General features: G+C 39.3%; 25 protein-coding genes. All 25 read right to left on the reverse strand.

Annotation, left to right across the window (positions count from 1 at the left end):
* Positions 1 to 1,467: an MBOAT family protein gene (locus tag HOP08_16900; GenBank protein NOT76610.1), complete on the reverse strand. Its 1,467-nt coding sequence runs from the start codon at positions 1,465 to 1,467 to the stop codon at positions 1 to 3.
* On the reverse strand, positions 1,464 to 2,618 hold the full coding sequence (locus tag HOP08_16905) for a hypothetical protein (protein NOT76611.1): 1,155 nt from the start codon (positions 2,616 to 2,618) through the stop codon (positions 1,464 to 1,466). The genes HOP08_16900 and HOP08_16905 overlap by 4 nt, the downstream gene beginning before the upstream one ends.
* The gene (locus HOP08_16910) at positions 2,615 to 3,754 is read right to left on the reverse strand and encodes a glycosyltransferase (GenBank protein NOT76612.1); all 1,140 of its coding nucleotides are present in this window, start codon (positions 3,752 to 3,754) and stop codon (positions 2,615 to 2,617) included. The genes HOP08_16905 and HOP08_16910 overlap by 4 nt, the downstream gene beginning before the upstream one ends.
* Before the next feature lie 3 nt (positions 3,755 to 3,757).
* Positions 3,758 to 5,026 (reverse strand): hypothetical protein, encoded by a 1,269-nt coding sequence (locus tag HOP08_16915; GenBank protein NOT76613.1) that lies wholly within the window; start codon positions 5,024 to 5,026, stop codon positions 3,758 to 3,760.
* A gap of 12 nt (positions 5,027 to 5,038) precedes the next feature.
* Positions 5,039 to 6,055 carry a glycosyltransferase family 4 protein gene (locus HOP08_16920; GenBank protein ID NOT76614.1) on the reverse strand — a complete coding sequence of 339 codons (1,017 nt, stop codon included), beginning with the start codon at positions 6,053 to 6,055 and terminating at the stop codon, positions 5,039 to 5,041.
* Entirely contained in the window at positions 6,048 to 7,187 is a 1,140-nt protein-coding gene (wecB, locus tag HOP08_16925) for a UDP-N-acetylglucosamine 2-epimerase (non-hydrolyzing) (GenBank protein ID NOT76615.1), read from the reverse strand. Before wecB ends, HOP08_16920 begins: the two co-directional genes overlap by 8 nt.
* A gap of 1 nt (position 7,188) precedes the next feature.
* Complete coding sequence (locus tag HOP08_16930) at positions 7,189 to 8,241, reverse strand: glycosyltransferase (GenBank protein NOT76616.1); 1,053 nt, start codon at positions 8,239 to 8,241, stop codon at positions 7,189 to 7,191.
* A gap of 78 nt (positions 8,242 to 8,319) precedes the next feature.
* Positions 8,320 to 9,345, reverse strand: a complete 1,026-nt coding sequence (locus HOP08_16935) for a glycosyltransferase family 1 protein (GenBank protein ID NOT76617.1) — start codon at positions 9,343 to 9,345, stop codon at positions 8,320 to 8,322.
* A 1-nt stretch (position 9,346) separates the two neighbouring features.
* The gene (locus tag HOP08_16940) at positions 9,347 to 10,390 is read right to left on the reverse strand and encodes a glycosyltransferase family 2 protein (protein ID NOT76618.1); all 1,044 of its coding nucleotides are present in this window, start codon (positions 10,388 to 10,390) and stop codon (positions 9,347 to 9,349) included.
* Entirely contained in the window at positions 10,390 to 11,058 is a 669-nt protein-coding gene (locus HOP08_16945; protein NOT76619.1) for a methyltransferase domain-containing protein, read from the reverse strand. The genes HOP08_16940 and HOP08_16945 overlap by 1 nt, the downstream gene beginning before the upstream one ends.
* Before the next feature lie 17 nt (positions 11,059 to 11,075).
* Complete coding sequence (locus HOP08_16950; protein ID NOT76620.1) at positions 11,076 to 12,164, reverse strand: hypothetical protein; 1,089 nt, start codon at positions 12,162 to 12,164, stop codon at positions 11,076 to 11,078.
* Between the two features lie 61 nt (positions 12,165 to 12,225).
* Positions 12,226 to 13,332 (reverse strand): DegT/DnrJ/EryC1/StrS family aminotransferase, encoded by a 1,107-nt coding sequence (locus HOP08_16955; GenBank protein ID NOT76621.1) that lies wholly within the window; start codon positions 13,330 to 13,332, stop codon positions 12,226 to 12,228.
* 18 nt (positions 13,333 to 13,350) lie between these two features.
* Complete coding sequence (locus HOP08_16960) at positions 13,351 to 13,815, reverse strand: N-acetyltransferase (GenBank protein NOT76622.1); 465 nt, start codon at positions 13,813 to 13,815, stop codon at positions 13,351 to 13,353.
* Positions 13,812 to 14,828: a Gfo/Idh/MocA family oxidoreductase gene (locus tag HOP08_16965; protein NOT76623.1), complete on the reverse strand. Its 1,017-nt coding sequence runs from the start codon at positions 14,826 to 14,828 to the stop codon at positions 13,812 to 13,814. The genes HOP08_16960 and HOP08_16965 overlap by 4 nt, the downstream gene beginning before the upstream one ends.
* A 7-nt stretch (positions 14,829 to 14,835) precedes the next feature.
* Positions 14,836 to 15,978 carry an N-acetyl sugar amidotransferase gene (locus tag HOP08_16970; GenBank protein NOT76624.1) on the reverse strand — a complete coding sequence of 381 codons (1,143 nt, stop codon included), beginning with the start codon at positions 15,976 to 15,978 and terminating at the stop codon, positions 14,836 to 14,838.
* Between the two features lie 7 nt (positions 15,979 to 15,985).
* Entirely contained in the window at positions 15,986 to 16,756 is a 771-nt protein-coding gene (gene hisF / locus HOP08_16975; protein NOT76625.1) for an imidazole glycerol phosphate synthase subunit HisF, read from the reverse strand.
* Positions 16,753 to 17,373 (reverse strand): imidazole glycerol phosphate synthase subunit HisH, encoded by a 621-nt coding sequence (gene hisH, locus HOP08_16980; protein NOT76626.1) that lies wholly within the window; start codon positions 17,371 to 17,373, stop codon positions 16,753 to 16,755. Before hisH ends, hisF begins: the two co-directional genes overlap by 4 nt.
* A complete protein-coding gene (gene asnB / locus HOP08_16985; GenBank protein ID NOT76627.1) occupies positions 17,373 to 19,220 on the reverse strand; it encodes an asparagine synthase (glutamine-hydrolyzing) in 1,848 nt (615 codons plus the stop codon). The genes hisH and asnB overlap by 1 nt, the downstream gene beginning before the upstream one ends.
* A 3-nt stretch (positions 19,221 to 19,223) precedes the next feature.
* Complete coding sequence (locus HOP08_16990) at positions 19,224 to 19,853, reverse strand: acyltransferase (GenBank protein NOT76628.1); 630 nt, start codon at positions 19,851 to 19,853, stop codon at positions 19,224 to 19,226.
* Between the two features lie 46 nt (positions 19,854 to 19,899).
* Positions 19,900 to 20,145 (reverse strand): acyl carrier protein, encoded by a 246-nt coding sequence (locus HOP08_16995; protein ID NOT76629.1) that lies wholly within the window; start codon positions 20,143 to 20,145, stop codon positions 19,900 to 19,902.
* Positions 20,146 to 20,152: 7 nt separating this feature from the next.
* Positions 20,153 to 20,905, reverse strand: a complete 753-nt coding sequence (locus tag HOP08_17000) for a GNAT family N-acetyltransferase (protein NOT76630.1) — start codon at positions 20,903 to 20,905, stop codon at positions 20,153 to 20,155.
* Positions 20,892 to 22,382: an AMP-binding protein gene (locus HOP08_17005; protein ID NOT76631.1), complete on the reverse strand. Its 1,491-nt coding sequence runs from the start codon at positions 22,380 to 22,382 to the stop codon at positions 20,892 to 20,894. The genes HOP08_17000 and HOP08_17005 overlap by 14 nt, the downstream gene beginning before the upstream one ends.
* Positions 22,383 to 22,388: 6 nt before the next feature.
* Positions 22,389 to 23,333, reverse strand: a complete 945-nt coding sequence (locus HOP08_17010) for a glycosyltransferase family 2 protein (GenBank protein NOT76632.1) — start codon at positions 23,331 to 23,333, stop codon at positions 22,389 to 22,391.
* A 3-nt stretch (positions 23,334 to 23,336) separates the two neighbouring features.
* Complete coding sequence (locus tag HOP08_17015; GenBank protein NOT76633.1) at positions 23,337 to 24,452, reverse strand: hypothetical protein; 1,116 nt, start codon at positions 24,450 to 24,452, stop codon at positions 23,337 to 23,339.
* Between the two features lie 59 nt (positions 24,453 to 24,511).
* Entirely contained in the window at positions 24,512 to 25,159 is a 648-nt protein-coding gene (locus HOP08_17020; protein NOT76634.1) for an acetyltransferase, read from the reverse strand.
* Positions 25,160 to 25,173: the final 14 nt, after the last annotated feature.

The following is a 25,173-nucleotide window of genomic DNA, read 5'->3' on the forward strand; positions in this document are numbered from 1 at the left end:
TTAAAATTGAAAGTAGATAAATTGACTAATTGGACGTAGGAAAGTAAAAACAAAAATTATGATCACAGTAAACTTTACACAGTTAACACAAAAGTAAAGCGCTGGACTATTTTTTAGCTTCTCTTCTAAGATGTTACTTGCATAATAGCATAATAAAAATGAAATAAGGAGAACTGCTGTAATGATATAGTTATTCTCTCTCATAGTATAAAAAGTATACTTTACAGGATTGAGAACATGCTTTAACATCACAAAAGTATCTGTGAGATTTGTTGCACGGAATGGAATCCAGCTAAGCATCGCCAAGGGCAAAGTAAAAGCCCACCCAATAATTTTTATGTTCAGAAAAGTGAATCTGCTTCTTAATGGCTTTAACTGCCGTTCAATAAAAATTATTAGTGCATGGTAAATTCCCCAAACTACAAAAGTCCAGTTGGCTCCATGCCAAAGTCCCATAATTGCCCATGTCAGGAATAAGGCACTGTTGCGTGATTGCTTCCCGGTTGTTTCAAGGCCTTCCCCAATTCCACCACTTCCTGTTGTCTTTACAACTTTAACGCCTGAAAGCGGGAGATATAAATAATCCCTGATCCAGGATGAAAGAGAAATATGCCATCGTTTCCAAAAGTCCTTGAATGATGAAGCGATATATGGATAATTAAAATTCTCAGGAATTGATATTCCCATCATTTTTGCTGCTCCGACAGCGATATGAGAGTACGCTGAGAAATCAAAGTAAATTTGAAACCCAAAAAGAAAAGCTAACATCCACACATCAATTGCAGACATTTCAGCTGCACTCATTGAAAATCCCTCATCCACCATTGGGCTTATGTTGTCAGCAAGGGCAACCTTCAAAAACAACCCATATAAAATCCTCTTCAATCCTTCACTGAGAAAGTCAATTTGAAATGCGGGTCTGTTTTTTAACTGAACTAACAATTCAGATGCCCGTTGAATTGGTCCTGCTACAAGTTTTGGGAAAAATGTTACAAACAAAGCATAGTTGATAAATTTCCTTTCAGGCTTAATCAAGCCACGATAAACATCAACGGTATAACTAATCGTTTCAAATGTATAAAAGCTTATTCCGAAAGGAAGAAGGATATGCCATAAGGGTAATTGAGCATCGATATTGAGGGTATGAAAAAGACTGTTGGTATTTTCTGTTAAGAAATAGAGATATTTAAAATAAAAAAGAAGTCCAAGATTGACTACCAGCGTAATAGCCAACAGCCATTTTCTTCTTCTTTTATTTTCAACTGGTGTGTCGCCGATAGCAATTGCTGTATAATAGTCGGTAATCGCCGAGACAAACATTACACTCAGGTATTCCCATCTCCAGAATCCATAAAAAATGCAGCTTGCTATCAAAAGCATCCACATTTTCACACTGCTTGAAAGTGTCCAATAGAGCGTTACTACAACAACAAGAAAGATGATGAACGTTACTGAGTTAAAAATCATTTCGCTAAACGATTCTTTTTTAACATAACCTGTAGAGAATCAGTTAATATTTGATGGCCCTTATACTGAAAATGCATGAAATCAATTTCCTTCTCTGCCTTGAGATTCGTTGCGGCCTTATAACCCCACAATTCTCCCGGGATAATAGATTCATAGTTTTTAAAAACCACCAAATCTCCATGAGACGATGCTAATTTCTCTACTCTGGCTTTGAAAGCACTATAATCGTTCAGATCATAGGGAAGAACGACGTCAGAGCGAATTGGAGGAATGTAAAGAATTACTTGCCGATTATTTTTTATACAGTCGTCAATAATAAGATTCAGCGCATTCATATTGGCTTCCAGTCGTTGGGGAATCATTCGCCTGATAGTATTTGCATTTATTCCAAAGACAGTATTTCTTAGTTTATAGATCCAATTAAAGAATTCACCTCTCACATTTTGCCTATTTCGCCATGCCTCAGAAGTTTGATTCAGCTTATCATTGAGATACGTTTCAGTTTTCTCCTGAAAAGTTTCATCCAAAGCAGCCATATCTGCATTAATCTCGGCTGTTTTATTGTTGGGGTTCGCTGACCAGTAGGACCGAAGATCTGCATTGATCTTTTCGATCATCATGTCACCCGAATCCTTTATTTGAAACTTTGTCATGACTAAATCCTCAAAGAACACATTTCTGATTCCATCCTCACGCAAATCATCCATAAACAATGGAATGACAACTGCTTTTAATGGCAATACCTCCTTCCAATATTCATAGGCAAGAAGAAATTCCTGCAGACCCGCGTTTGGCAAGCTGTTGCCAAGTATTTCGGTAGAGTCATTCCGATTTCTAAAGTATAACTGCTCCAAAAAATTGACCTCTTCTGCTTTCATCTGATTAATACTATGCATCTGGGAATTACCCATGAATAGGATCACTTTTTTCTTGCCACGCTTTTCCCAATTCTCTATAAATTCACTTCTCTCTGCTCCGTCAATCTTACTGATGTGGATAAGTTTTTTGTTTTCATCAACAGCCTGATAGCTTACAGTTTCTGTGCCGAGGGCAAGGTTCTCAAATTTTGTCTCACCTGAAAAAAAGGTTTTAATGATCCACCAGGACAAAACAAAGCCTATGAAAATCTCAATTAGTAATTTCTTACTCATACTGGCTCTGTTGCGGCAGACAATAAGAACCGATAATCCTGATGATAGCTACTTTGCTTCCAGTAATTCCTCGCGTACTCAATGCTTCCAGATTTATAAACGTAATACTCGTCTGGTGTCAATTGTGAAATTTCTGTTAAAACATTAGAAAGGGAAGTATGATCATCAATTTCTATATAGAAACCGGCATTAGCAGTGTCAATGTTTTTCCATGGAGTTTTGCGGGAAATAACGACGGGCACTCCTGCAGATAGAGAATCAAAAATTGCATGCCCGAAATTCTCTCCTTGCGTTGGCAGAACAAAGAAGTGGTAATTCATAAGAACCGATGGAACATTCCATGGAAGCACCGGACCTTTATACTGAATTTGATCCTTGTTAAAATCCATAGCCAGGCATCGCTTCCAGTACTCCTTCTCAATAATAGGTCCGTAGACATCAAGAGTAAATCGGGAACTTGATTTCGAAATCGCTTCAATTATTAAATGAAGATTCTTATTTGGATTTATAAGAGATAGAAATACTAATTTTATTGAATCCCGCGTGCTATTAAAATCGATTGATTTTAATTGACCGACTTGTCTGGGTATGTTGGATGCAAAAAAGACTCTTTGCTTGTTGCCAAAAATCTTATGAATGTCCTCTTCTTCCTGGAGATCGGTAGCATGCCAGATCTCATTCTTTTTCAAATAGAATTTTAAAAGTGTTAAGAATATCTTTTTTTTCTTTGAATTTCTTTGAAGTGCCCACTCCTGAAGCATCCCTCTTGGAGAAATAATTATTTTCGATTTGAAAAGTTTACTATAAATCAAACCAGGAATGGTTGTCTTAAGATTAAACATTCCATTGATTAAAATTACATCCGGCTTAAGATTTTGAATAAGCTTAAAAACTTTGAATACTGATAACTCCTCAGCAAAATAGATGTTTTCATTCTGAGGCCCCTTGCACCATACCTCTAATGGTAATACTTCTTCTGATTTAGATCCATCAATATCATGATCCAAAGAAAAAAGATAGAAATCCACATCTGCCTTAAAAAGCCCCACGATATTATACAATGACTGAATAGGGCCGCCCGCTTTATAATTGGGCCAGTAGTAAGGATAAAGTAATAGAACTTTTTGCTTACTCAATTTCTATGCTTGCGATTCTTTCCAAAGCCGCTTCTTAAGCCAATTTATCAAGACAAATATTAAAAAACCCTTTACTATACAATTGAGGCCAGTATAAAAATCATTATTAGCCCGTACTAGATAATTGAACATGAAGGGTATCCAAATAATATTGATCGGATCTGGAATTACAAAACGGGTAATGAAAAACTGGAGAAATTTCGCAATGACAACTCCATAAATGAAAAGCATAATCAGCGAACCCGCTGGACCAAAGTTGACATAGAAATCACCCAATACCCCGATCGTCATTGATGTGGAGTTTCTCAATTTATAACCCGTATACTTTCGAAACTTATCCTGGGTAGCCGCAAGCTTCTTATCAGAAAACAATACTCGTGGAAGAAGGGATGAAGCTATATCACTGACCATCTCCTTTCCGTCAGACCATGGTTCTCTTCTTGGCACCCATCTCATGGTTAGTCCGAAATGCCAACCTTGAGTCAATCTTCCCACCGTCTTGACAACACCGTCTGATTCAATGAAAGGTGCATCAGCATTTTTAAGATTCTTGGCAGCTGCCAATTCCGAAAACGTATTTAAACCCGTTTCCTTCTTACCTGTCCACGTAGCTTTGCGATACTCAGATTTGGAGCCCTGAATTAAGATCAAAACAGGTGCAGCTAATACAATGAAAGATGCTCTTAACCAGAATGGAAATCTGAATTTTAGAATTAAAATAAAAAATAGATAAGTAGTCCAGATGAAAAAATCAACAAAAATAGCTCCCGCAAAAGCCTCCGTCAGAGATTGAATATAGACCAGTGTGATAATTAAAAATCTGAATCTGTTAGTGCTGAATAAAAAGCAAAAAGCACCAACGTATTTTAGAAATGAAGTAAATGATAAGATGGAATTAAATAAGGAGATTCCAATAAGTGGAAGGATACTCATTGTATAAGAGATCGCAAGTAAAAAATATCCTAACTTAACTGCTTTATCTGTTTCAATATTCATTAATAAAGGACGCAGGTTGATGTTTTTTCCAAACAGAAAAGCACCGCCAAATAAGAACGCCATGGCAGGAATAGCATTCCCAAAGTACTCATCCTCCTTCACAGGCATCCATGACTCCAGTTGGGGGTAATTATTATAAATAAGATATGTTGAAAAAATGTACTGAATAAAATATATGAAGAAAAAAAGCTCGAGGATAGGAAATGTTTTTCCAGCTCTCCAGATCAAGAAGAAGTAAATAATAAACAGGGCAACAAAAATTAGTTCTATACTCATTATTACCTATCCTTACTCAAACCCAGCAAGCTCTTTATACACCTTTTCGTACTGCGACGCAATTTCACTTACGTCAAATCTAACACAATTTAACAACCCTCTGGAAATTAACCCATCACGATACAGATCATCGTTGATAACCTTAACAAATCCTTCCCTGATAGAAGCGACATTAAATGGATCCACAAAATGGGCTGCATCGCCAGCAACTTCTGGCATCGAAAATATATTACTCGTTATCACCACTCTTCCAATTGCGTTCGCCTCAATAATTGGCAAACCAAAACCTTCTTGTGTTGATACGAAGGCAAGAATATCCGCATTCTTATACTTCTCAACTACCTCCATACTTGAAAGTTCACTCGAAAGAACAAAATCGATTTTATTATTAACTAATTCAGACAATAGTAAACCATCAACCTCTCCTATTATCTCAAGTCGGCAGCTTATCCCATTTAGAGCCTGAACAAGGCGAAGGATATTTTTATTATGCTTGGTTCCAATTTGAAGGATCGTCGGCTTCTCTTTATTGAACACCTTAGGATGCGATACGAATAAAGGAGAAATAGGATTATAGATTACTTTTATTTTGTTGGCATCAATCGAAACATACTTTAACAGTTCATTACGGGTAGCAATTGAAACAGTGGTTACAATCCCTGATCTCTTTACAGGCAGTATGATCCAGAACCACTTTAAAAAACTCCGCTTAATGGTATTGGAATTACCCATAAATCCCACGTCATGAATGGTTAGAACTGTTGTTCTTTTCCTCATAAAAAAAGTTATGAAGTGTATATCACCCGTTACATGATTAACATCCTTCTGATTAAAAGCAGCCTGAAAAGAAATATACACGCGCCTAAAAAATCCTTTGCTTAAATACCGCGCTACTACTACGGAACATTCAATATTGGACGACATTGCGTTTCGTATTTGCGAAAATAAATTCTCAATACTATAATTTCCCTTGTATCTTTTACGATGAAAGAAAACTACTTTGATCGGAATATTAACTTTCTTACTCAACGTTCTGTTTATCAGAGAGCTCAATCAGGTGATCAATAATTCGTTTGGAAGTCATTCCATCACCATAAGGATTCTTGAAATCCTCACTGAATACCGGATTGAAATGCTCAAAGTTCTCAATGATCTTTTCAGTATCTGAACCTACTAATATGGAATAGCCAGCATCTACAGCTTCCGGTCTTTCCGTCCGTTCCCTCAATATCAATACAGGCAACTTGAAAGACGGTGCTTCCTCCTGAAGGCCACCAGAGTCTGTAATCACTTTGAATGATCTACTCAGAATTTTTATTGTTTCCGTATAATCCAATGGATCTGTTAGAATTACATTAGACATAGAAGCCAACACTGACGATAGCACAACTTGCTTAACATTAGGATTTGGATGAATTGGCCAAACAAATAAACAATCCTTTCTTTTGACAGCGATTGCCGCTATCGCTGAAATGATATTCAATAGATTGTTTTCATGATTTTCTCTTCTATGGCAAGTGATTAGAACAATTTTCGAAGACTGAGCTTTTAAAGCTTCATTCAATCGCGCGTCCGTAAATACCAAATTCTCCAATTCAGACGACCGTGAAATTATCTGAAGAGCATCAATACCACTATTCCCAACAACAAAAATTTTCTCATTCGGAATATTCTCTTTGAGGAGATTCTCTCTCGCTATTGAAGTTGGGGCAAAATGCGCCGCTGCTCCTATCGATGCAACCCTTCTGTTGAATTCCTCAGGATAGGGTTGCATGAGATCAAAGCTTCTCAATCCAGCTTCAATGTGCGCGAATGGAATCTTATGATAAAATGCCACCATCGAAGCAGCTAATACAGTGGTCGTATCTCCCTGGCTAATGATAAAGTTGGGTTTTCCTCTCTCAACAACTATTCTTTTTATTAAATTATTGAGCTGATCGATTGCCCGGGTCGTAAGACTACTTAGATCCTGATTGGACAATATCACCTCAAGGTTATAATCGGGCTCTATTCCAAAAGCCTTCCAATATTTTTCTAATAATTGCTTGTGCTGTCCAGTATTGACAAGGATAAATGATTCAGAGTTTCTCCTTTTCAATTCAAGAATTAATGGCGCTACTTTAATAAGCTCTGGCCTTGTACCAATAACAAACAATAACATACTAAAGTGATTGAATTCTATTTCTTAGTTTTTCCAAATGAAGATCGATATCCAGATTCTCCTTAAAATAATATCTAAGACCTCTGCGATCCGGGATCGGTGTCTCCCCTAATGAATGAACTACATCGGTTAGCTCGTTTTTATCAAAATCCAGGAGCTTACCTAAAATATCGTTGCTCACTACATTTATTAAGCCAGTCAATCGATGAGCGATAACCGGAATTCCATAGGACCAATACTCATAAAGTTTATTGGGAGCGCAGTATTCGTAATTGCGATCTACCCCTTTATATAAGATCAGGCCGTAGTGAATCAAGGGGTAAATTTTTTTCAATTCAGCATGAGGAAGTTCACGAATTACAATAAAATTTGGATTTCTCACGCCTCTGGTCAATTCCTCAACTGCTTTCGATTGCCTTCCAATCATAACAAAAAATACATTCTTGTCATTGCATCGCTCAATTGCATCCAGGAATTCACGTATGTAATGATCAGATCCAACATTACCGACATGCCCAAATACAATAGAGCCTCGTGGAATAACCTTGAGTAAATCAGAAACTTCGTCATCAACTGAAAGCCGACATGTATTGGGAAATAAGAAAGTATTGTTAACACTAAGTCGAGTTTGCTTACAGAAAAAATGCAATCTGTTCTCTTCTGGAAAAATTGCCAGGTCAATGTGTTCAGAATACTTCTTTATCGATTGCAACTTTTTCGTATCTCTTTCTGAAATAAGATTGTCTTCAATCAATTCGAACTGATGATAGATCAATCTCGTCTTAAAAATTCCAAGCAAATATCGATTTGACAAAATAAAGCTTACAATCTGAAAATCAGGAGTAATAATAATCTGATTCTTTTTCAGGCAAATTGATACTATTTGTGAATAGATCTTTACATACTTTTTAATCTTAAAAAAAACGGATTGTCTATTAAATTCGGCGATGGTCTTAAAATCTCCGAAGATCTTCTTTTCATACTTTACAGAAACATTAAGCGGTTGAGAAGAAATATTGTAATGAAAAATAGATACCTCATCTATTTCGCTCAAAGCTTCAATAATGTACCGCGTTACCGGAATTGTCGAGAAAGTATTTATTGTTATGAAATTAATCACTAAATCAAAAAATCAGAGCTTCTTCAATTCACTTGCCACCAGCTCTGCCCTATGCTGATAACTATAGTGAGATGCAAGAGATCTTTCTCTGGCAGCATCCCGTATTCTTTTTGAATCTTCTTGTGATAAACTGATCAATTTTCTTGCTTTTTCGGCGCACGACTCTGCATCATTAAATAAAAGAACTTCCTTCCCATCCTCAAAAAACATCCGATGTTCCGTTGTGTTCGGCGCAATCATAATTCCACCAATAGCAGGCACTTCGAAAGTCCTCATATTATGAGAGTCCAGGTTATGTCTGCGCATCAGATTGATCTGCCCGCGATATTTTCTTAGGATTTTCCAGAGATCATTACCCGCCACAAACCCCCCTATCTTCACTTTTGAATTGTTAATGAAATTATTCCAGCCGTGGCCATACACAGTAATAGGAATATCAAAGCTTGTAAGTTCAAGAATGAAAGACGCGCGATCGGGGTCTGGATTTCCAACAAAACACAGTTCATTGATTTCCCCTAACTTTTCACATTCGTCGTAGAGAGTCTTTTCGATGTCGTATCCAAAGGGGAGCCATGATGTCGCGGCACCGTACTCATCCTCTAATCGTTTCTTTGTCTCCAGATTATAAGTGAAGTGTAGATCATACAAACTTATTGACTCACTGATATTTTTGTTTCCACTACCCTTCCCTGAAAAAATAAATGGATTATCGGGGTTGTAGTTTGCGATTTTTATTCCCTTCGCACGAATCCACTGAAGTGTATCCGGAAATATCTCCATTCCCTTGAAGACTAAGATTGCATCCGGAATATTCCGACTAATCTCATCCCTGAGATCTTGGTTTATTTTTCTAAGAATGGAACTCAAACCCAATCGGAAAAGAACTTTATGCAAAATGCTCTTTTTGTAATACTCCAGAAAACGATTCTGAGCGGTAAAAAAATCAACACGAGATATACCTTTAACCTCTCTCAGGTATCTTACATAAGGCCTTTCGATAGCATAATTACTATCTGCTCCTATGACCAGAATATGCATTCTACTTTTTGAAAAAAGTATATAGACGTTGCTTGAATGTCTTGAAAATGAAGACAGGGGTCAGCAATGCAATTGTTGATGAACTGAGATACATCAGAAATAAAAGCATTCTATTGGAGGCGGTTAACTCTTTATAGTTCTGATTGCGTCTTGGGTTCAGCCCCGAAACCAAACCTACTGCTTCTGGAAGAGCTCCATTTTCCTTATAGTCCAGAATCCAATGAGGATAAGTAACTAAATAAATTCGTTTGAAAATATGATATGCCCGATCCTGGGTTAGTTGACCTGCATCTTTCAAGGCATTGATCAATACATTTATTACGGATGGAAGTCCGCCATCCACAACCTTGTAATCACTCCATTTCTTTGCAATTCTGTCTCTGTATGATTTCCGAAAAACACCATCGAGAAGCATGTCTTTGAGAACCAGCGCTTCTTCGATGCTAAATAAGATTGCGCCTTGTGCTATCATATTTACACCCAAATACATTTGAGCATAAATACTTCCATCATACTTTGCAGTATTATATTTTAGAAATGTAGACCGCTTGTAGATAAGTCCGCCAACGAAACTAAAACAGGAATAATTTTTCAGAGCGATGTCAGGTCCTGAACCAATGACACCTGTGCTCATTGCTCTTTTGATAAATGTTCCTCCTGTGCGCTCTTCTATTAAATTACAGAATCCTATGTCAGGAAGATTATTCTTATTTAAGAAATCAACCAAAAACTCTATATCACCTTCATTCACTATTGAATCATCGTTCCCGATTACCAATGAATAATCTCCGGATGACATTTCAATACATTTTCTATAGTTTCTGTCGTATCCCATGTTTTTTTCGTTCTTGTCGAAAATAATCGGGTACTTATATTTGGGTATGAGATTAGCTATTTCTTCAACTGTATTATCCGATGAGCAATCGTCACTGATTGAAATCTCAATGTTCGGATAGGTTTGCTTCTCAATCATCGCAAGACTTCTCAATAAATAATTGATGCGATTATACTGAGGAATACAAATAGAAATTTTGAGATTTTGCACTAGCTTGGTTTTTTCGCTTCAAAATACACTGACAAATACGATTCCTCTTTTCCTTCAACATCATTGATTTCAGGAATGTAGGTACTTACTCCATAACTAAGATTGAGTGGCTCTTCAAACCTGGAGAATCGCTGGCGAAGACTTTTCGGGTCATACATAAACTTATGCTGATGTGGATATCCTTGCTCCTCAAGAATAATCTTTTTGAAGAGGCCAATATTCCCATACTGTCCTTCACGATGCATGTTGATGGCCCACATAATAAATTTAGTCGTTTCAAATGAGGTGTCATCCGAATCATACTCAGCAATATATTTCCTGGCAATTTGATAGAGATCAGGAACAACAATCCGAACCACCCCTCCCGGCTTCAAACAACGGTAAGCCTCATTAACAAATAATTCAGCAGATTTCAACGTAAGATGTTCAAATAAATGCGACGCATACACAACATCCACTGAATTACTCTTGAATGACCATGGCTTATTCAAATTCATATATTGAAAATTACCACTTTCATATTCAACGGGATTGAAAAGCCTGGATATCTTCTTTCCAACCAAAGGTATTTTCTGAATGCTTGCGTTTAAGGATGAGTCTGTATTAATCCAGCCCTCAGGCCTTACCGAACCACACCCCAGATTAAGCTTAATCCTGTTAGTATCCATACTTTCAATTATAAAATTTACATCTTCGCAATAAAACCTTCTATCCTTGCCATCTGCTTTTCATAAGTATTATTTTCAGCATAAGCTATCCGTTCCTTCTGAAGAAGAACAGAGTTATGATAGTTCAAATTCTCAATAACATTTCTGAACAGCGAAGGAAGATCACTGTTATTTGTCCGTTCTTCCACCATCTGAACAAGGTTGGCGTGTTTTGAATACGAAGTAATATTATTGGAAACAATAACTTTCCCGGTTCCCAGGTACTCCATTACCTTGTGATAGTTCGTCCCTTTGCTTTGATCCTTTTGAACATCATAACAGATCAAAAAAGCATCCATACTTCTGATATGTGTCGCTAATTCACTCGAACTCACTACACCGTGCAATTTGCAATTTGGAAGATTCTTAAGTTTATCAATAAAATCAGCCGTATCAGTATCCATAGAACCGCCAACATTTGACTGTGCTACTGAGAAACTTCCCCAGAATTCAAAAACACATTCATGATTTTGGGTTATAATGTCAAGAAGAATTTTCCTGTCAATATCCTGACGCAATAGATTCCCTGAAAACCCAATATGTATTTGATCATTGTCTTTAACCACATCCGGATCATTTGCAATAAAATATTCCGATACGCCATGACTGATCAGATGCCGGGAAACGTCGATGGCGGAATACTTGTTAAGAATTTCTTTCGTCACTGAAAAAATAATCTCTGCACCCTCAGCCGCATCAAAGGCGTGTTTGTTCAGTGGCTCATCCACAGGATGAAAGACCTTTAGCGCGCTTTTTCTAAAATATGAGAGAGGATATAAATTACCAATATCAAAAGACCAAACAATATCAATCGGTCGCCCTATTTCTTTCTCTATTCGCCTCACATGATATTTCATTAAAAAATGAAACAGCCACAAAACCCTGAATCTTAAAATGTATGGAAACGAAAGTGCATGATCTATAAAAAATAGATTTGGATGCACATTAGAAGGACCAATAGAGATCGACTTACCCGTCGAAGTACGCTGAACGGGAGGATTTAAGAAGAACACAGTATTATTCTTTTTTGCCATCTCTATAGCATAATGATGCTTCGACAGAAACATGGTACCCCATGATTGAGGTGAGAGGATTAAAATAGTTTTACCGGTCAGCACTGATAGTCGCTCACTTCCCGTAAAATGCCCTTATTGAATTTGATACATTCTGAATTTCCTTTTCCGACAACTCAGGATACATAGGCAGCGATAGTATTTTTGGTTGAAGATCGGATGCTACCGGAAAATCCGAAGGTGTATGCCCAAGATATTTATAGGCCTGCAAGTTTGGAAGAATAGAAGGATAATGAATAAATGTTTCTATACCACCATCCGCAAGATGTTTCATAAGCTCATCTCTCTTTTCAGCAACAATAACATACAGGTGAAAAGTGTGTTTGCTTTCCGGACGAACGGTTGGAATTTTTATCTGTGAAATGCCATTCAGGCATTTGTTATAAATTGCCGCATTTGCAATTCTCTTATTCGTCCAATCAATGATATGCGGAAGCTTTGCTGATAGAATTGCAGCCTGTAAGCCATCCATCCGGCTATTGATCCCTTCCATCTGATGATGATGTTTTTTTAATGCACCATGTCTGGCAAACATCTTACATTTCTCTGCGAATGCATCATCATTGCTTGTGATACATCCCGCATCTCCATAAGCCCCAAGATTTTTTCCCGGATAAAAACTAAAAGAGGAAGCGATCCCATAAAGCCCAACCCTCTTACCCTTGTATTCTGAAAAATGAGATTGCGCGCAGTCTTCAATCAAATGAATATTGCGTTCATCACAAATATTCTTGATAGTCTCAATATCGCAAGCCTGCCCTTGCAAATGAACCGCAATAACAGCTTTGGTTTTGGAAGTAATCTTTGATATTAACAATGACTCATCCATGCTATAGTACTCAGGATGGATATCGATGAACACGGGCTTTGCTCCTGTTTGGGTTATGGTTTCAGAACTGGATATCCAGCTATTTGCTACCGTGATTACTTCATCGCCTTCCTTAATTCCCAACATCTTCATAATGATATATAAGGAATCTGTACCATTAGCGCATGCTACAACATTCTTACAACCATATGCATCAGCGAATTCTTTTTCAAAATTATTTACGTACTTACCTCCAATGAAGGCAGTCTCCGTAATCACATTTTCAATTGCCTTATCAATATCCTTCTTAATGCTTTCATATTGCGCAGTAAGATTTACAAAGGGAATTTTCATTATTGAATAAATTATGACTTACAAGGATCTTAAGAAGCGGGCAGGATTGCCAGCGTAAACACCTGATTTCAAGATGTCTTTTGTCACGACTGACCCTGCCCCAATAACAACACTATTACAAATTGATACAGGTAGTATGGTGGAATTGGATCCAATCGATACGTCATTACCGATTGTTGTCGACTTCCACTTTGACATATCTCCTCTTGCCGGCCCACCCTCAGAAAATAGATCGTTGACAAACATCACCCCGTGGCCTACAAAGCAATCATTACCGATCGTAACCAACGAGCAAATAAAAGAATGTGATTGAACTTTCGTCCTGCTGCCAATGGTAACATTGTTCTGAATCTCTACAAACGGACCGATGAAGCATTCTGATCCAACCGCACAACCATATAAATTCACAGGCTCCGCTACCTTCACATCTTCGCCGAACGAGACATTCCTGATCTGACTTTTCAAAATCGTTGGATTACTCATACCCGCACTGCCGCTTTATATATCTTTTCAATAATCTCCACCGTCTTCAGTCCTTCAAACGAATTGGTGGTGATAGACGCATTGTTTGTCAATACATCGATCACATTGTCATATACTTTGTCGTGATTACTCATCGAGCCGACATAATTTCCGTAGTTATTGGGCTTATTTCCTTCCGGCAGGTTTTCAATCGTGTATCCCTCTATACTTTGATACTCAAGTTCGTTGAGGTATTGGCCACCAATCTTCACCGTTCCCTTATCGCCAAAGAGTGTAAGTGAACCTTCCATATTCTTCTTATAGCTATTTACTGTGTAGTTGATGGTACCAATGGCTCCACTCTGAAACTCCATGATCACGGCTCCCGTATCCTCAAACTCGATAATTCCCTTATGATTGAAATTTCCAAGATATGCCTGAACGCTTTTCACATCGCCGAGCAACCAATAAAGAAGATCAACAAAATGACTGAACTGGGTAAACAGCGTACCTCCATCCATATCCAATGTCCCCTTCCATGAGTTTTTATAATAGTCTTCGTTTCTGTTCCAGAAGCAGGTTAATTGGACGCTGTTGATCTTTCCCAGTCTGCCTTCATCAATTACTCTTTTCACTGCAGCTACGGGAGGATTATAGCGATTCTGTTTGATCGCAAACAATCTCCTGTTGGATTTCTCAGCGGCCTGGATCATTCTTCCGCAATCATTCACTGTAATGGCCATCGGCTTTTCACACAATGCATGGAAACCTGCCTGAAGCACGCTGATCGAATGATTGGCATGTAGTCCGTTCGGTGAGCATATTGCAATCACCTCAATTTCTTTTTCAGAGGATGTCATCTCTTCCAGTGAATAATAAGCTTTCGCATTGTATTGCTTGGCCATCTGATCGGCCTTGTCCGGCACATTGTCGCATACAGCAATCAATTCTCCTTTTGCGTGAATGTGTTCAGCGTGACGCTGGGCGATTCGTCCACAACCAACAATTCCGAATTTTACTTTCTTTGTCATGATCTGCATTTCATTTGAAAATCTTCCGAAGCCCTTGCGTTTTCTGCAGAAGGGTCATATAGTTCCTTTTAAGTTTTGTATCTGATTTAAACTCCTCATGTCGTCGCGGTGAGGCTCTCATGATGGAATCAAACTCTGTGACACTTAATCCGAGTTTTTTCAAAACATATTCTTTGTCCTGTCGCAAATCCTGTTCGCTATAAAGCGGAAGCTCAAGCTCATTCAGCGCTTCCTCCCGGGAAATTTGTCCTGAACATATCAGCGTTGATAAGTGTGCTTTTCTTTTATCGATCTTGAATTTCTCCGGTAAAATATACGCTTGGTAAAACTTTGTAAAGATGGACTCATAATGCTTGCCGCCGTAATCGCGCCAGTCGAGCTCCCTCTTAATAAATTCCTTGACATCTTTTTTAATGTATGGAACATAGTCCAGAATCGATATTGGCGTCAGCTTAAGTACAGCTGAGTAGTACACGTATCTTTTAAAATCAAAGATCGGGTAAGTCTTTAGCTTGACTTTACCATACTTATCATGAATATCCTCTAGATTGGCAAAGTCCATTTTCTTATACAACCAGTTCGACGGCATGATATGCTCCGTAACAATGTTCGTCCCGCTGATGATATATCCTATATCCTGCTCCTTCGCCAGTTTATACATGGTGGCAAAGATTGCATGGTCCGACACCACCTCTATATCCACGACCGATGCTTTTATGTATGAAAGCTGAATATCCCTGAACTCCTGCCAGTTGACTACCAGCGTATACAAATCAATGTTCAGCTTATTGATGATATTCTCAATGTTCTTTACTGCAAGTTCTGAATTCCAACCATTGTCAAGATGGACGGCAAGAGGACGCAAGCCAAGTTGCTTAACAAGATACGCTACATACGTACTATCAACTCCGCCACTTAAACCAATAAGACAATCATACTTTTTGCCTTGCCCCTGTTTCCTGATTGCAGCGGATAGTTCCGCCAGCTTTTGTTCACCTGCTGCACCTGTCAGCACGCGTTTCTCCGCCTCTTTATAGTCGTAGTAGTAATTACAAATTCCCTTCTCATCAAAGGTAATATCCGGATCAGCGATATTGTCCATCACCGTTATGGTGCATCGACGATATGAAGGATCCGTTTTATCCAATACCATACAAGGCTTAATTAATATATGAAAACAATTTTTCTTCCAGCTCCTGTTGCCGGGGATAGCTGATAAGGACCGCACGATGCGGAAGTTGAAATACAAACATGCTGCCGGCAGATACTGCAGAAGCTCCTGCACCCACTGCCTTCACAAAATCGTTGATGGTTGCTGCTCCACCTATTGCCACCACAGGGATATTAACCGCAGAGCTCACTGATCGGATCAATGTTTCATCATATCCGCCAAATGTTCCATCCCGGTCAATCGCATTCAACAACAACTCACCTGCTCCTGCATCTTCCATTTTCCTTGCGAATTCAACCGGGTCGATGTCCGTATTTTTTGCACCGTTCTTTATGAAAACCCTATACTTTCCCCACATATTCTTTTTCACATCTACTGATGCGACAATACTCTGACTTCCCACATACTTAGCGGCATCATTTATCAGCGTCGGATTTTCAAAAGCACTGCTGTTCAGTATGACTTTCTCCACTCCGGCTGTGATCAATTCTTCAATCTCACTCAGTCTGGTAATCCCGCCCCCATATCCTAGTGGCATGAACGCCTCACTGGCGATCTCTTTTATTTCTGCTATTCTCGGACCTCGTTTCTCCAGTGAAGCTGAGATATCCAGTACCACGATCTCATCAACTTCTTTTTCATTAAAGATCTTCACAGCATTGATCGGATCGCCGACATACTTGTGGTCTTTAAATTTTACCGACTTCACAAGACCACCATCCTGAATGAGCAAAGCTGGTATAACTCTGATCCTCTTCATGAATTGACGGCAGCAAAATTTGCCAGAAGTTTCATTCCAAACTTATGACTTTTTTCAGGGTGGAATTGTACCCCGGCAATATTGCCGCGCTCCATTCCTGCAACAAACTGATATCCATACTCGGCATGAACCAACGCATCAGAAGAATCTGCTAATGACGGATGATAAGAATGCACAAAATAGAATCTTGGATGATCATACATCTCTTTGAAAAGCTTTGATTCCTTGGCAGGCACTACATCTGTCCAGCCCATATGAGGGATCTTTAATCCCGCTGGAATTAGTTTCTGATTAAACTTAATGATCCTTCCCTTGATCCAACCCAGTCCGGGAAGTTGACCTTCATCACTGCCTTCCATCAACAACTGCATTCCAACACACACACCCAGTACCGGAACTTTCTCCTGAATCGCTTTATCATTGAGAACAGGAAGCAATCCTGAGCTGGTGAGTTTTGCCACACATGTATCAAAGGCACCTACTCCTGGAAGAATGATCTTACTTGCCTTACCAATAACAGTTTCATCTGAACTTATGACCGACGGCACTCCTATTTTCTTCAGCATGTTCTGCATCGAAGCAAGGTTCCCTACACCATAATCAATGATCGTCAGCATTATGCGATACCAAAAATTTTACAAAATCTGCTCAAGGTCATCGCCCTGAAGTAGATCGGTTCGTATCCAAGCGTTCCGTCAATAAACCGGTCAAACCGTTTTAATAGTTCGTCGGAGAAGATGCCAGTGGTTTTTACAATGTTTAATAAATCCTGGCGCACCTTCTCTTTGTTCTCCTTTATCCAAACTTCATCCGGAGCGACGAATCCCATTTTGTCTTTGCGTGTCCTGATTGATTCCGGCAGTTCATAGATTGCGTCACGCAATACCGCTTTTGTATATCCGTCCCGGATCTTATATGACGAAGGCAAACCAATAACATATTCCACAAGACGATGGTCCAGGAACGGAAGTCTTGACTCGATCGAAAACAACATGGAGTTCCTGTCTTCCGAATGCAATTGATATGGTATACTGGATTGCTCTATCTCCGTAATGCTCAGATTTCGAATGTCGTTCTCTTTTAGTTCCACTTTTGCCGAGCGAGCTATCGTCCGCCATTCATTGCTCAACCACGGGTATTGCGACCGGCCAGATATTCTTTTCAGAAAATTCAAGGCCCGGAAAAAGTATGCTGTTTTAATAAAGGATTTCAATTCCGCCGTCACCGTAGTCTGTTTGTGAGCAGCTTTATTTTTCAACAGACTATATGCTTCACCCCAGTGCACTGACCGTATCAGTTCCTTCATCCGTACAATAAAAAACTCTCCGTATCCGCACAGGTACTCGTCGGAACCCTGCCCATCCTGCATTACAATCATGCGATTCTCCCGTGCTTTCTGAAAAACTTTGAATTCAGAATAGTGAGATGCAGATCCAAAGGGCTGATCCTGGTGATACAGCATTTTGTCCATATCGCCTTCATCTATCAGGTGGTTCAGGTCGGGATACACCTTTAATGATTTGAAGCCCGTTGATAACGTTATTTCATCACTAAAGCGTTGCTCATCATAGCGCTTGTCGCTATAACATGATGTGATGGTGGAAAAGTCGGCGTTTGCCATTTTGTCTCCGTGTATGATACCGACAATAGATGAACTGTCAATACCGCCAGACAAACAACTTCCAACTGTGACGTCTGACCTCATTCGGATCTTCACACTATCTATGAAAAGCTCACGCACTTTTCCGACAGCCGTTTCAAAATTGTCGTTGACTTTTTTCGATGCCGCATTGAGATTATACCATTGTTGAATTTCAATTTTGCTTGTTGAAAGATCATATTTCAGGTAGTGGCCTGGTCTGAGTTCATTTACTCCCTTGAAAAAAGTTTCCTCAGAATAGTTCAATAATCCGCGCGTCAAAAAATTTACAGCAACTGGTCTGTTTAAAACTGCTTTGAACTCTGACACTGCCGTGAATTGCTTGATCTCGGATCCCGCAAGAAAATAACTTTCTGTCTGAGTAAAGTAGAGTGGCTTTATTCCGAAATGATCCCTGCTCAGGATAAGTTCATTCCTGGACGCATCAGCGATAGCAAATGCCCACATTCCGTTGAATCTCGAAAAGCAATCAACTCCCCACTGCGCATAGGCCGAGAGAATCACTTCTGTATCCGATCCTGAACTAAATGAGTGTCCGAATGCTTTTAACTCTTCGCGTAACTCAATGTAGTTGTATATCTCACCATTGTATGTCAACGTGAGATCCCGTCTGGTCATAGGCTGGTGCCCTGCAGCGCTCAGATCCAGAATGGAGAGCCGTCGGTGACCAAAAGCGAAATTTTCACCCAGAAAGAAACCTTCGTCGTCGGGACCGCGATGGTTAACCCGGTCATTCATATCCTTTACTAGCTTCTGGCGTACGTTATTTTCCGACCCACCTACAATGACGCTAATACCACACATTCATCAAGGATTAAGATATTTAGCTTTAAAAGACTCAAACATTTCATGTGGAATGAATCCATTGTACTCAAACTTGTTTTGATACAATAAAAACTTCTTTCGCACCCTTTCATCTTTAAATTCCTTTACCAGTTCGGCAGGGTTTCCGGATATTACACAATAACCTTCCGGAAATGATTTTGTGACAACGGACCCGGCTGCTACCGTTGTAAAATCACCGAGAACAACTCCCGGATGAATAATTGAGCCCATGCCAATTCGTGAATATTTTCCAATCCGAATCTCACTTAAAATATGGTCTCTTATATCAAGCATAAAGTGATTTGCACTCAGTATTCCAACATTAGATGCTATCTGGACATAATCGTCGATGTATACTTTTCCAAGGGCGAGAATATAACATCCTGGAGATATTCCAGGCGCCGCATCTATGCCTACGTGAACATTTCTCCAGCTTCCGATCACCGTGGACGTTTTATGAATTGGCCAGTACGGACCACTTTCTGGTCCCAGAATTCTGTTTCTGAACCATTGACGGAAGAATATCGGACTTTCGTTCGTCGACGTTTCATATACAGGTTTGAAAAGTGGAAATGTCCTGATTATCCACTGATAAAACCGGCCGTAAAACAAAAAGATATAAATTCTTAGAGGAATACGTAACAAAAAAACCAGCATACTATTTGGATACAGATTGAAGGTGATCGATTATATCATTAACGTTTTTTATTTTGAACATCGCATCAATCGGAAATTCTACACCAAATTCCTCCTCAATTGCAGCCATCAGGGATAAATTATTGATAGAATCCCAATTCTCAACATTATTCGGACTTGATTCAAGGGTTATCACCAACGATTCATTCTCAAACTCTTTCTCGAAAATTTTTTGAATCTGCTGTAACATTTCCTGTTTAGTTTTCATAACATCATCATTTATATTTAATGTATAGTTCGTGTATCATCGTATCCTGAAACCCAATTGAGCGGTACAGGTTTTGCCCTTCTTTGGTTGACTGAAGAACACAGTTACGTATTCCCTTATTTTGCATCAACCTGAATGAGAAATTCATGAGTTGCTTCCCAAATCCTTTGCCCTGAAATTCTTTATCTACGCACACCATGAAGACCCCTGCAACACCATTGGGATCATAGTAAATCAACGTACTTCCGATAATCTGTTCATTGAGAATAAGTGAAATCAGTTGACATCCGTTATCTCTTAAAAAGTCAAACATTTTAATATTCAACTGCCCACGGTTGAATAAATGAGTGCTTACAAAATTCAACCATTGCGTCGCCGTTTGTTCGTCATTCACCAACGAAAATTTCAGAATAGGATCGGTCTCATAACGTTGCAAGGATGAAATACCGATGGTCATTCCCTGCCACTGGTACAATTTTATCCATCCATTCCCAGCCGCGTTTGCCTGAAAATCCGGATCAGAAGGAAGTAGCAACATCGCACGTTTATCACTTTTTCTATACTGACCGAGAAAAGTCGTTAGCCTTTCATTGGAAAGTCCAAAATAATCATCGATCCACATCGCATTCGGCCAGATTGAGTTTCTTCCTTTGCAATGGGTAATAAATTCATTTTTTAAATATTCACCGATCTCAGAATTCTGACCAATAAGCGTGTAAAAAGATGTCAGGTTTTCGAACTCAGGCTTAGATATGTCCATTCTCGATCATTGCCTTAAGTTTCGAACGATCTACTTTCCCACTCGTGGTGATCGGTAAATTTTCAATTTCAATTACACGACTTGGAATCATATATGCAGGCAAAGAAGCCTTTAATGATCCAATAACATCATGACCATCCAATTTCTGATCGGTAACTACGAATAGCTCAATCAAGCCATTCTTATTTGCACAAGCGATAGCAAAGGAAACGATGTTGAATTTTATGCGTACAACACTTTCAATCTCGCTTAACTCCACCCTGAACCCCTGTATCTTCACCTGATTGTCAAACCTTCCGCAATAGAAGATATCACCATCCTCATCCTTGTAAGCCATGTCACCGGATTTGTAAAATATTTCCGTCTGGTTACCTGAGGCGAACTTTACAAAAGACTGGTCATTTTTTTCCTTGTTATTCAAATAGCCTCGCGTCAACTGACTGCCTCCGATCATCAACTCAGCCTTTTCATTTAATGCTGCTATTTCGCCCTTCTCATTCAGAAGAACCAGTGAAACGGCGCCCATTGGTTTGCCAATCGCCAGCATTCCGTTATACTCCTTAGGGTTATTCAAATCACATTTATAGTAGCTACAATAAATAGTGGTTTCAGTAGGACCATAAAAATTATACAAATCAGCATTGCGAACACATGGCCTCCAGAGATTCAGCAATGTTATCATAGTGGCTTCACCAGTGAGAATAGAAATTCTCACATGATCAAAGCGCAATGATTTCAAATAACCCTTACCAAGATTAATCACTGACGGCACCATTTGAATGATGGTCAATTTGTATTGATTTATAATTCTCAATACCTGAAGACTCCTAATCCCTTCACTTGAAACAGTGTAGACACAGGCACCGTGGAGAAGAGGAACAAGGAAGGAAGAGATCGATACATCAAATGTGAGCTCAAACATCTGAAGACATCGGTCATCGGCCCTAACGTGGATCCCGGCCTCCTCAAAGTTTTTTACGAATTCTTCCAGATTTCCTACTGTGATCGGCACACCCTTTGGAACACCCGTACTCCCTGAGGTAAAAAGCATGTAGGCCAGCCTTTCGTTCTTGTCATCGACTGAAAACTCACCTGACTTGCTACGATCCAGGATAGCAGGATTCAGAATTTTAAAATCAGCATACTCACCTGCATTACTCAGATTTGAAGCTATGATGAGATTAGTACCGGCTTCTTTTAATATCGATTTATTACGTTCCAACGGGTTGTGAAGGCCCAGCGGTATATAGGCATTGCCCGAAAACCAAATTGCAAGTAAAGACGCGTACGTACTTAGTTCATCTGTTCCAACAACTGCTATGGTGCTGTCAGTGATTCCCTGATCATGAATTCCATTGAGAATCACTTTAACTTCTTCCGCGAGCTCACCGTAGGTATAAAATTTATCACCGATACAAAATGCCTGGTTATCGCTGTAGACTGTTAGTGAACGCTGCAAGTTTTTTAACAAACTCATGATTACCTATTTACTTACGAAAGGATTCTCGCTTAACGGCAAGCGATATGGATTTACAGGCGAATATCCACCAAGCGGATTTATTTTCAATGGCTTTCTCCGAACCAGGAAATAGTACTTAAGAGGAATATGAAATTCAGAATGCAATCGATAGGCACGCTTAAAGTAACCTTTGAGAGTCGACTTTATTATGATCTTGGTAAGCGAAAGAAAGAGATTACCTGCGGCCAAATCTTTCTCTTCCTTCGTGAGGGGGCAAGTTTCAAGTCGGAGAAATTCAAATTTCAATTGAAAGCTCTCGATCACTCCCATCACGGAATTTCCCCATACCTGTGATGCCTGGCCCGGTGTTTCCCTCCACCAGGTTGCGCCATCATTTACCAGGAGACTTGGATATTTTGCTGCGATCTTATAGCGAATAAAATCATCACCTATCTTATGAGTGGCAGAAAGTCCTCCCTCTGCTTTCAAAACGCTGGCCCTGAATAATACATTTGAGAAGGCTGTGCCCAAAAAACCATGTCCGAAATACTCCCCCAGATAAAATTGCTTCGGCGTGAGTATGACTGGAAAGAAAATATCATTCCTGAACCAGGTCATTAGTGCCATTGCGCACGACGGAAAAGCATGAAGCATCCTCACCAGAAACTCCAGGCCATGTGGATATATCAGATCATCACCATCGATGAAAATGATGTATGATCCTTTTGCCAGGGATATTGCCTTGTTCCTGTTTGGATATTCTCCAAGATTAATTTCGTTTCTATAGCGAACAATTCTTGAATCCTCAAAACTCTCTATCAATTCCCATGTGCTATCCGTCGAAGCATCATCACCAATAATTAATTCAAAATTGGTATAACTGGAAGCGAGCACGCTTTCAATTGACTCTACAACATACCTTGCCGAATTATATGTTACAGTAATTACCGAAACAAGCGGAGTGCTCAATGATTATTGATAAGTATACTGATTCAGATAAAACTTTCTGATATTATCTCTGTATGCTGAAAAGCTATAGTACTTTGCACACATGTCAAATTGATTTTTATGCGCCGAAGTATAAGCAACAGAGTTATCAAGCCCTTTTATTACTTCAACAATACGGGCATTGAGATCATCATAACTTGAAAATATCCCATTAAGATTTTTAAAATCCTCGGTAAAAAAATCCTCATTATAAACAGCGAATCCAAAAGAGCCGCTGAAAACAGGCTCCACAAGGTAACCATCAAGTCCTTCTCCAAAAGTCAATGCCCATTTTGCATTTGCAATAGTTTGTTTGAACACATCGTGAGTCAACCCTTGCAAAGTGATCACTTCAAGATTCGTATTTTGCCTTAACGTCGTCAATACTCTTTCCTTGTCGGAATTGCCATCTGGAGAAACAACGATAATCTCCTTCTTCTCTGAATAATCCTTGTAGATGTACTGCTCTGGACTTACCCAAGTAGAAAAGAGGTGCAGTGGCATGCCAAAATGTTTCCTGTAAAAAAGATTACAGTACTTCACGTGTGCCGCTGTCATAGTCATTTTCGTTGCGATGCCTTTGATCTGACTCAGCACCTCCAGTGTTGGCATCAGAAGAATATTCGCATTCACAATGTTAATGTGAACACTCTCCATCTCTGACAACCATTCTTTTTCATTTGTAAAAAGTCTATCCAGAAAGGGTTTAGCCAGATCATCCGGCAGGTGAATGATAATGTGCTTAACACTTTTAAAATAACCTACCACCTGTTCGAAACTGTAGAGTTCTGTATCATTTGCAAAATTCACATGCTTCAGCAAAAGAAACTCACGTGGAAACGTGCACATCACTGTTTGGGCGCGGTGAACGTCATAAAGCTTTGCAGTCTCTTCACAAAGTGATACCAGAGAGATCACGCCTCCAGAAATAGTTTCCTTTAATGTACTTCTGTCAGCACCGGGTACAAAAAAAATGATAAGACTATCTGCAGTCTTGTCATACCGCGCAATATTCCTTCCCTGTTCCTTACGGATCGTCTTTTCCCGGAAAAAGTTTGTCCTCGCTTCAGGATATTTAATCAGACGAAAGAGCTCCTTCATCCAATGAGGAAGCAATTTTCTTAAACTCAAAAACACGATGTTGTTTCTATCACCTTGCTTTACGCTTTCTTCTCCATTCTCTTCAATGGATTGCCCACATAAACACCTTCTGTGTCGATGCTCTTTACGACAACACCCCCCATTCCAATGGTGACATTGCTGCAGATGGTGATCTTCTCTCTTACAGATGCATTCGTGCCGAAATAAACAAAATCTCCAAACGTACAGTTGCCGCTGATATTGACCGCAGGGGTGGTTGTAAAAAAATCCCCTATGTTGCAATCATGCCCGATCGTTGTATGAAGATTTAAATGAGCATGCTTTCCAATTTTTATATTACAGGTAAGGATTACCCCCGCCGTGATAATACTTCCCTCTCCGATCTCTACCCATTTTGATTTCACAACTGTGGGATGGATAATGGTTGCAAAGGTTGTGTTGGCAGGCAATGCTTCCACCATCTTCTTTCTGATTTGAGGATCACCAATGGCTATCACAACATCATATTTGGCAGGATCGAATTGTGAAAGCGGAATGACATCAGCACCCAGAATTTTTTTCTCCTTTATATGTTCGTCAGGCCCCATAAAGCAAGCCACATCTTCGATCTTCGTTTCTGAAGGAAGCGTGTCCATTAAACAACATAACGTTTCGCGGCCAAAGCCACCAAAGCCCAGGATGCATATCTTTTTTCTGAAGGTTGTCATGATAATAAATAATT

This window comes from Cyclobacteriaceae bacterium (genome assembly GCA_013141055.1).
Lineage (GTDB): Bacteria > Bacteroidota > Bacteroidia > Cytophagales > Cyclobacteriaceae > ELB16-189.

Excerpts from the sequence above, each read along its gene's own strand:
- HOP08_16945 (NOT76619.1), bottom strand. The coding sequence starts at position 11,058 with ATGGATACTAACAGGATTAAGCTTAATCTGGGGTGTGGTTCGGTAAGG.
- HOP08_16935 (NOT76617.1), bottom strand. The coding sequence starts at position 9,345 with ATGCATATTCTGGTCATAGGAGCAGATAGTAATTATGCTATCGAAAGG.
- hisF (NOT76625.1), bottom strand. The coding sequence starts at position 16,756 with ATGAAGAGGATCAGAGTTATACCAGCTTTGCTCATTCAGGATGGTGGT.
- HOP08_16955 (NOT76621.1), bottom strand. The coding sequence starts at position 13,332 with ATGAAAATTCCCTTTGTAAATCTTACTGCGCAATATGAAAGCATTAAG.
- asnB (NOT76627.1), bottom strand. The coding sequence starts at position 19,220 with ATGTGTGGTATTAGCGTCATTGTAGGTGGGTCGGAAAATAACGTACGC.
- HOP08_16960 (NOT76622.1), bottom strand. The coding sequence starts at position 13,815 with ATGAGTAATCCAACGATTTTGAAAAGTCAGATCAGGAATGTCTCGTTC.
- HOP08_17005 (NOT76631.1), bottom strand. The coding sequence starts at position 22,382 with ATGAGTTTGTTAAAAAACTTGCAGCGTTCACTAACAGTCTACAGCGAT.
- HOP08_16995 (NOT76629.1), bottom strand. The coding sequence starts at position 20,145 with ATGAAAACTAAACAGGAAATGTTACAGCAGATTCAAAAAATTTTCGAG.
- HOP08_16905 (NOT76611.1), bottom strand. The coding sequence starts at position 2,618 with ATGAGTAAGAAATTACTAATTGAGATTTTCATAGGCTTTGTTTTGTCC.
- HOP08_16915 (NOT76613.1), bottom strand. The coding sequence starts at position 5,026 with ATGAGTATAGAACTAATTTTTGTTGCCCTGTTTATTATTTACTTCTTC.
- hisH (NOT76626.1), bottom strand. The coding sequence starts at position 17,373 with ATGCTGACGATCATTGATTATGGTGTAGGGAACCTTGCTTCGATGCAG.
- HOP08_17015 (NOT76633.1), bottom strand. The coding sequence starts at position 24,452 with ATGAAGGAGCTCTTTCGTCTGATTAAATATCCTGAAGCGAGGACAAAC.
- HOP08_16970 (NOT76624.1), bottom strand. The coding sequence starts at position 15,978 with ATGGTATTGGATAAAACGGATCCTTCATATCGTCGATGCACCATAACG.
- HOP08_16950 (NOT76620.1), bottom strand. The coding sequence starts at position 12,164 with ATGTTTCTGTCGAAGCATCATTATGCTATAGAGATGGCAAAAAAGAAT.
- HOP08_16900 (NOT76610.1), bottom strand. The coding sequence starts at position 1,467 with ATGATTTTTAACTCAGTAACGTTCATCATCTTTCTTGTTGTTGTAGTA.
- HOP08_17020 (NOT76634.1), bottom strand. The coding sequence starts at position 25,159 with ATGACAACCTTCAGAAAAAAGATATGCATCCTGGGCTTTGGTGGCTTT.
- wecB (NOT76615.1), bottom strand. The coding sequence starts at position 7,187 with ATGTTATTGTTTGTTATTGGTACAAGGCCAGAGCTTATTAAAGTAGCG.
- HOP08_17000 (NOT76630.1), bottom strand. The coding sequence starts at position 20,905 with ATGGACATATCTAAGCCTGAGTTCGAAAACCTGACATCTTTTTACACG.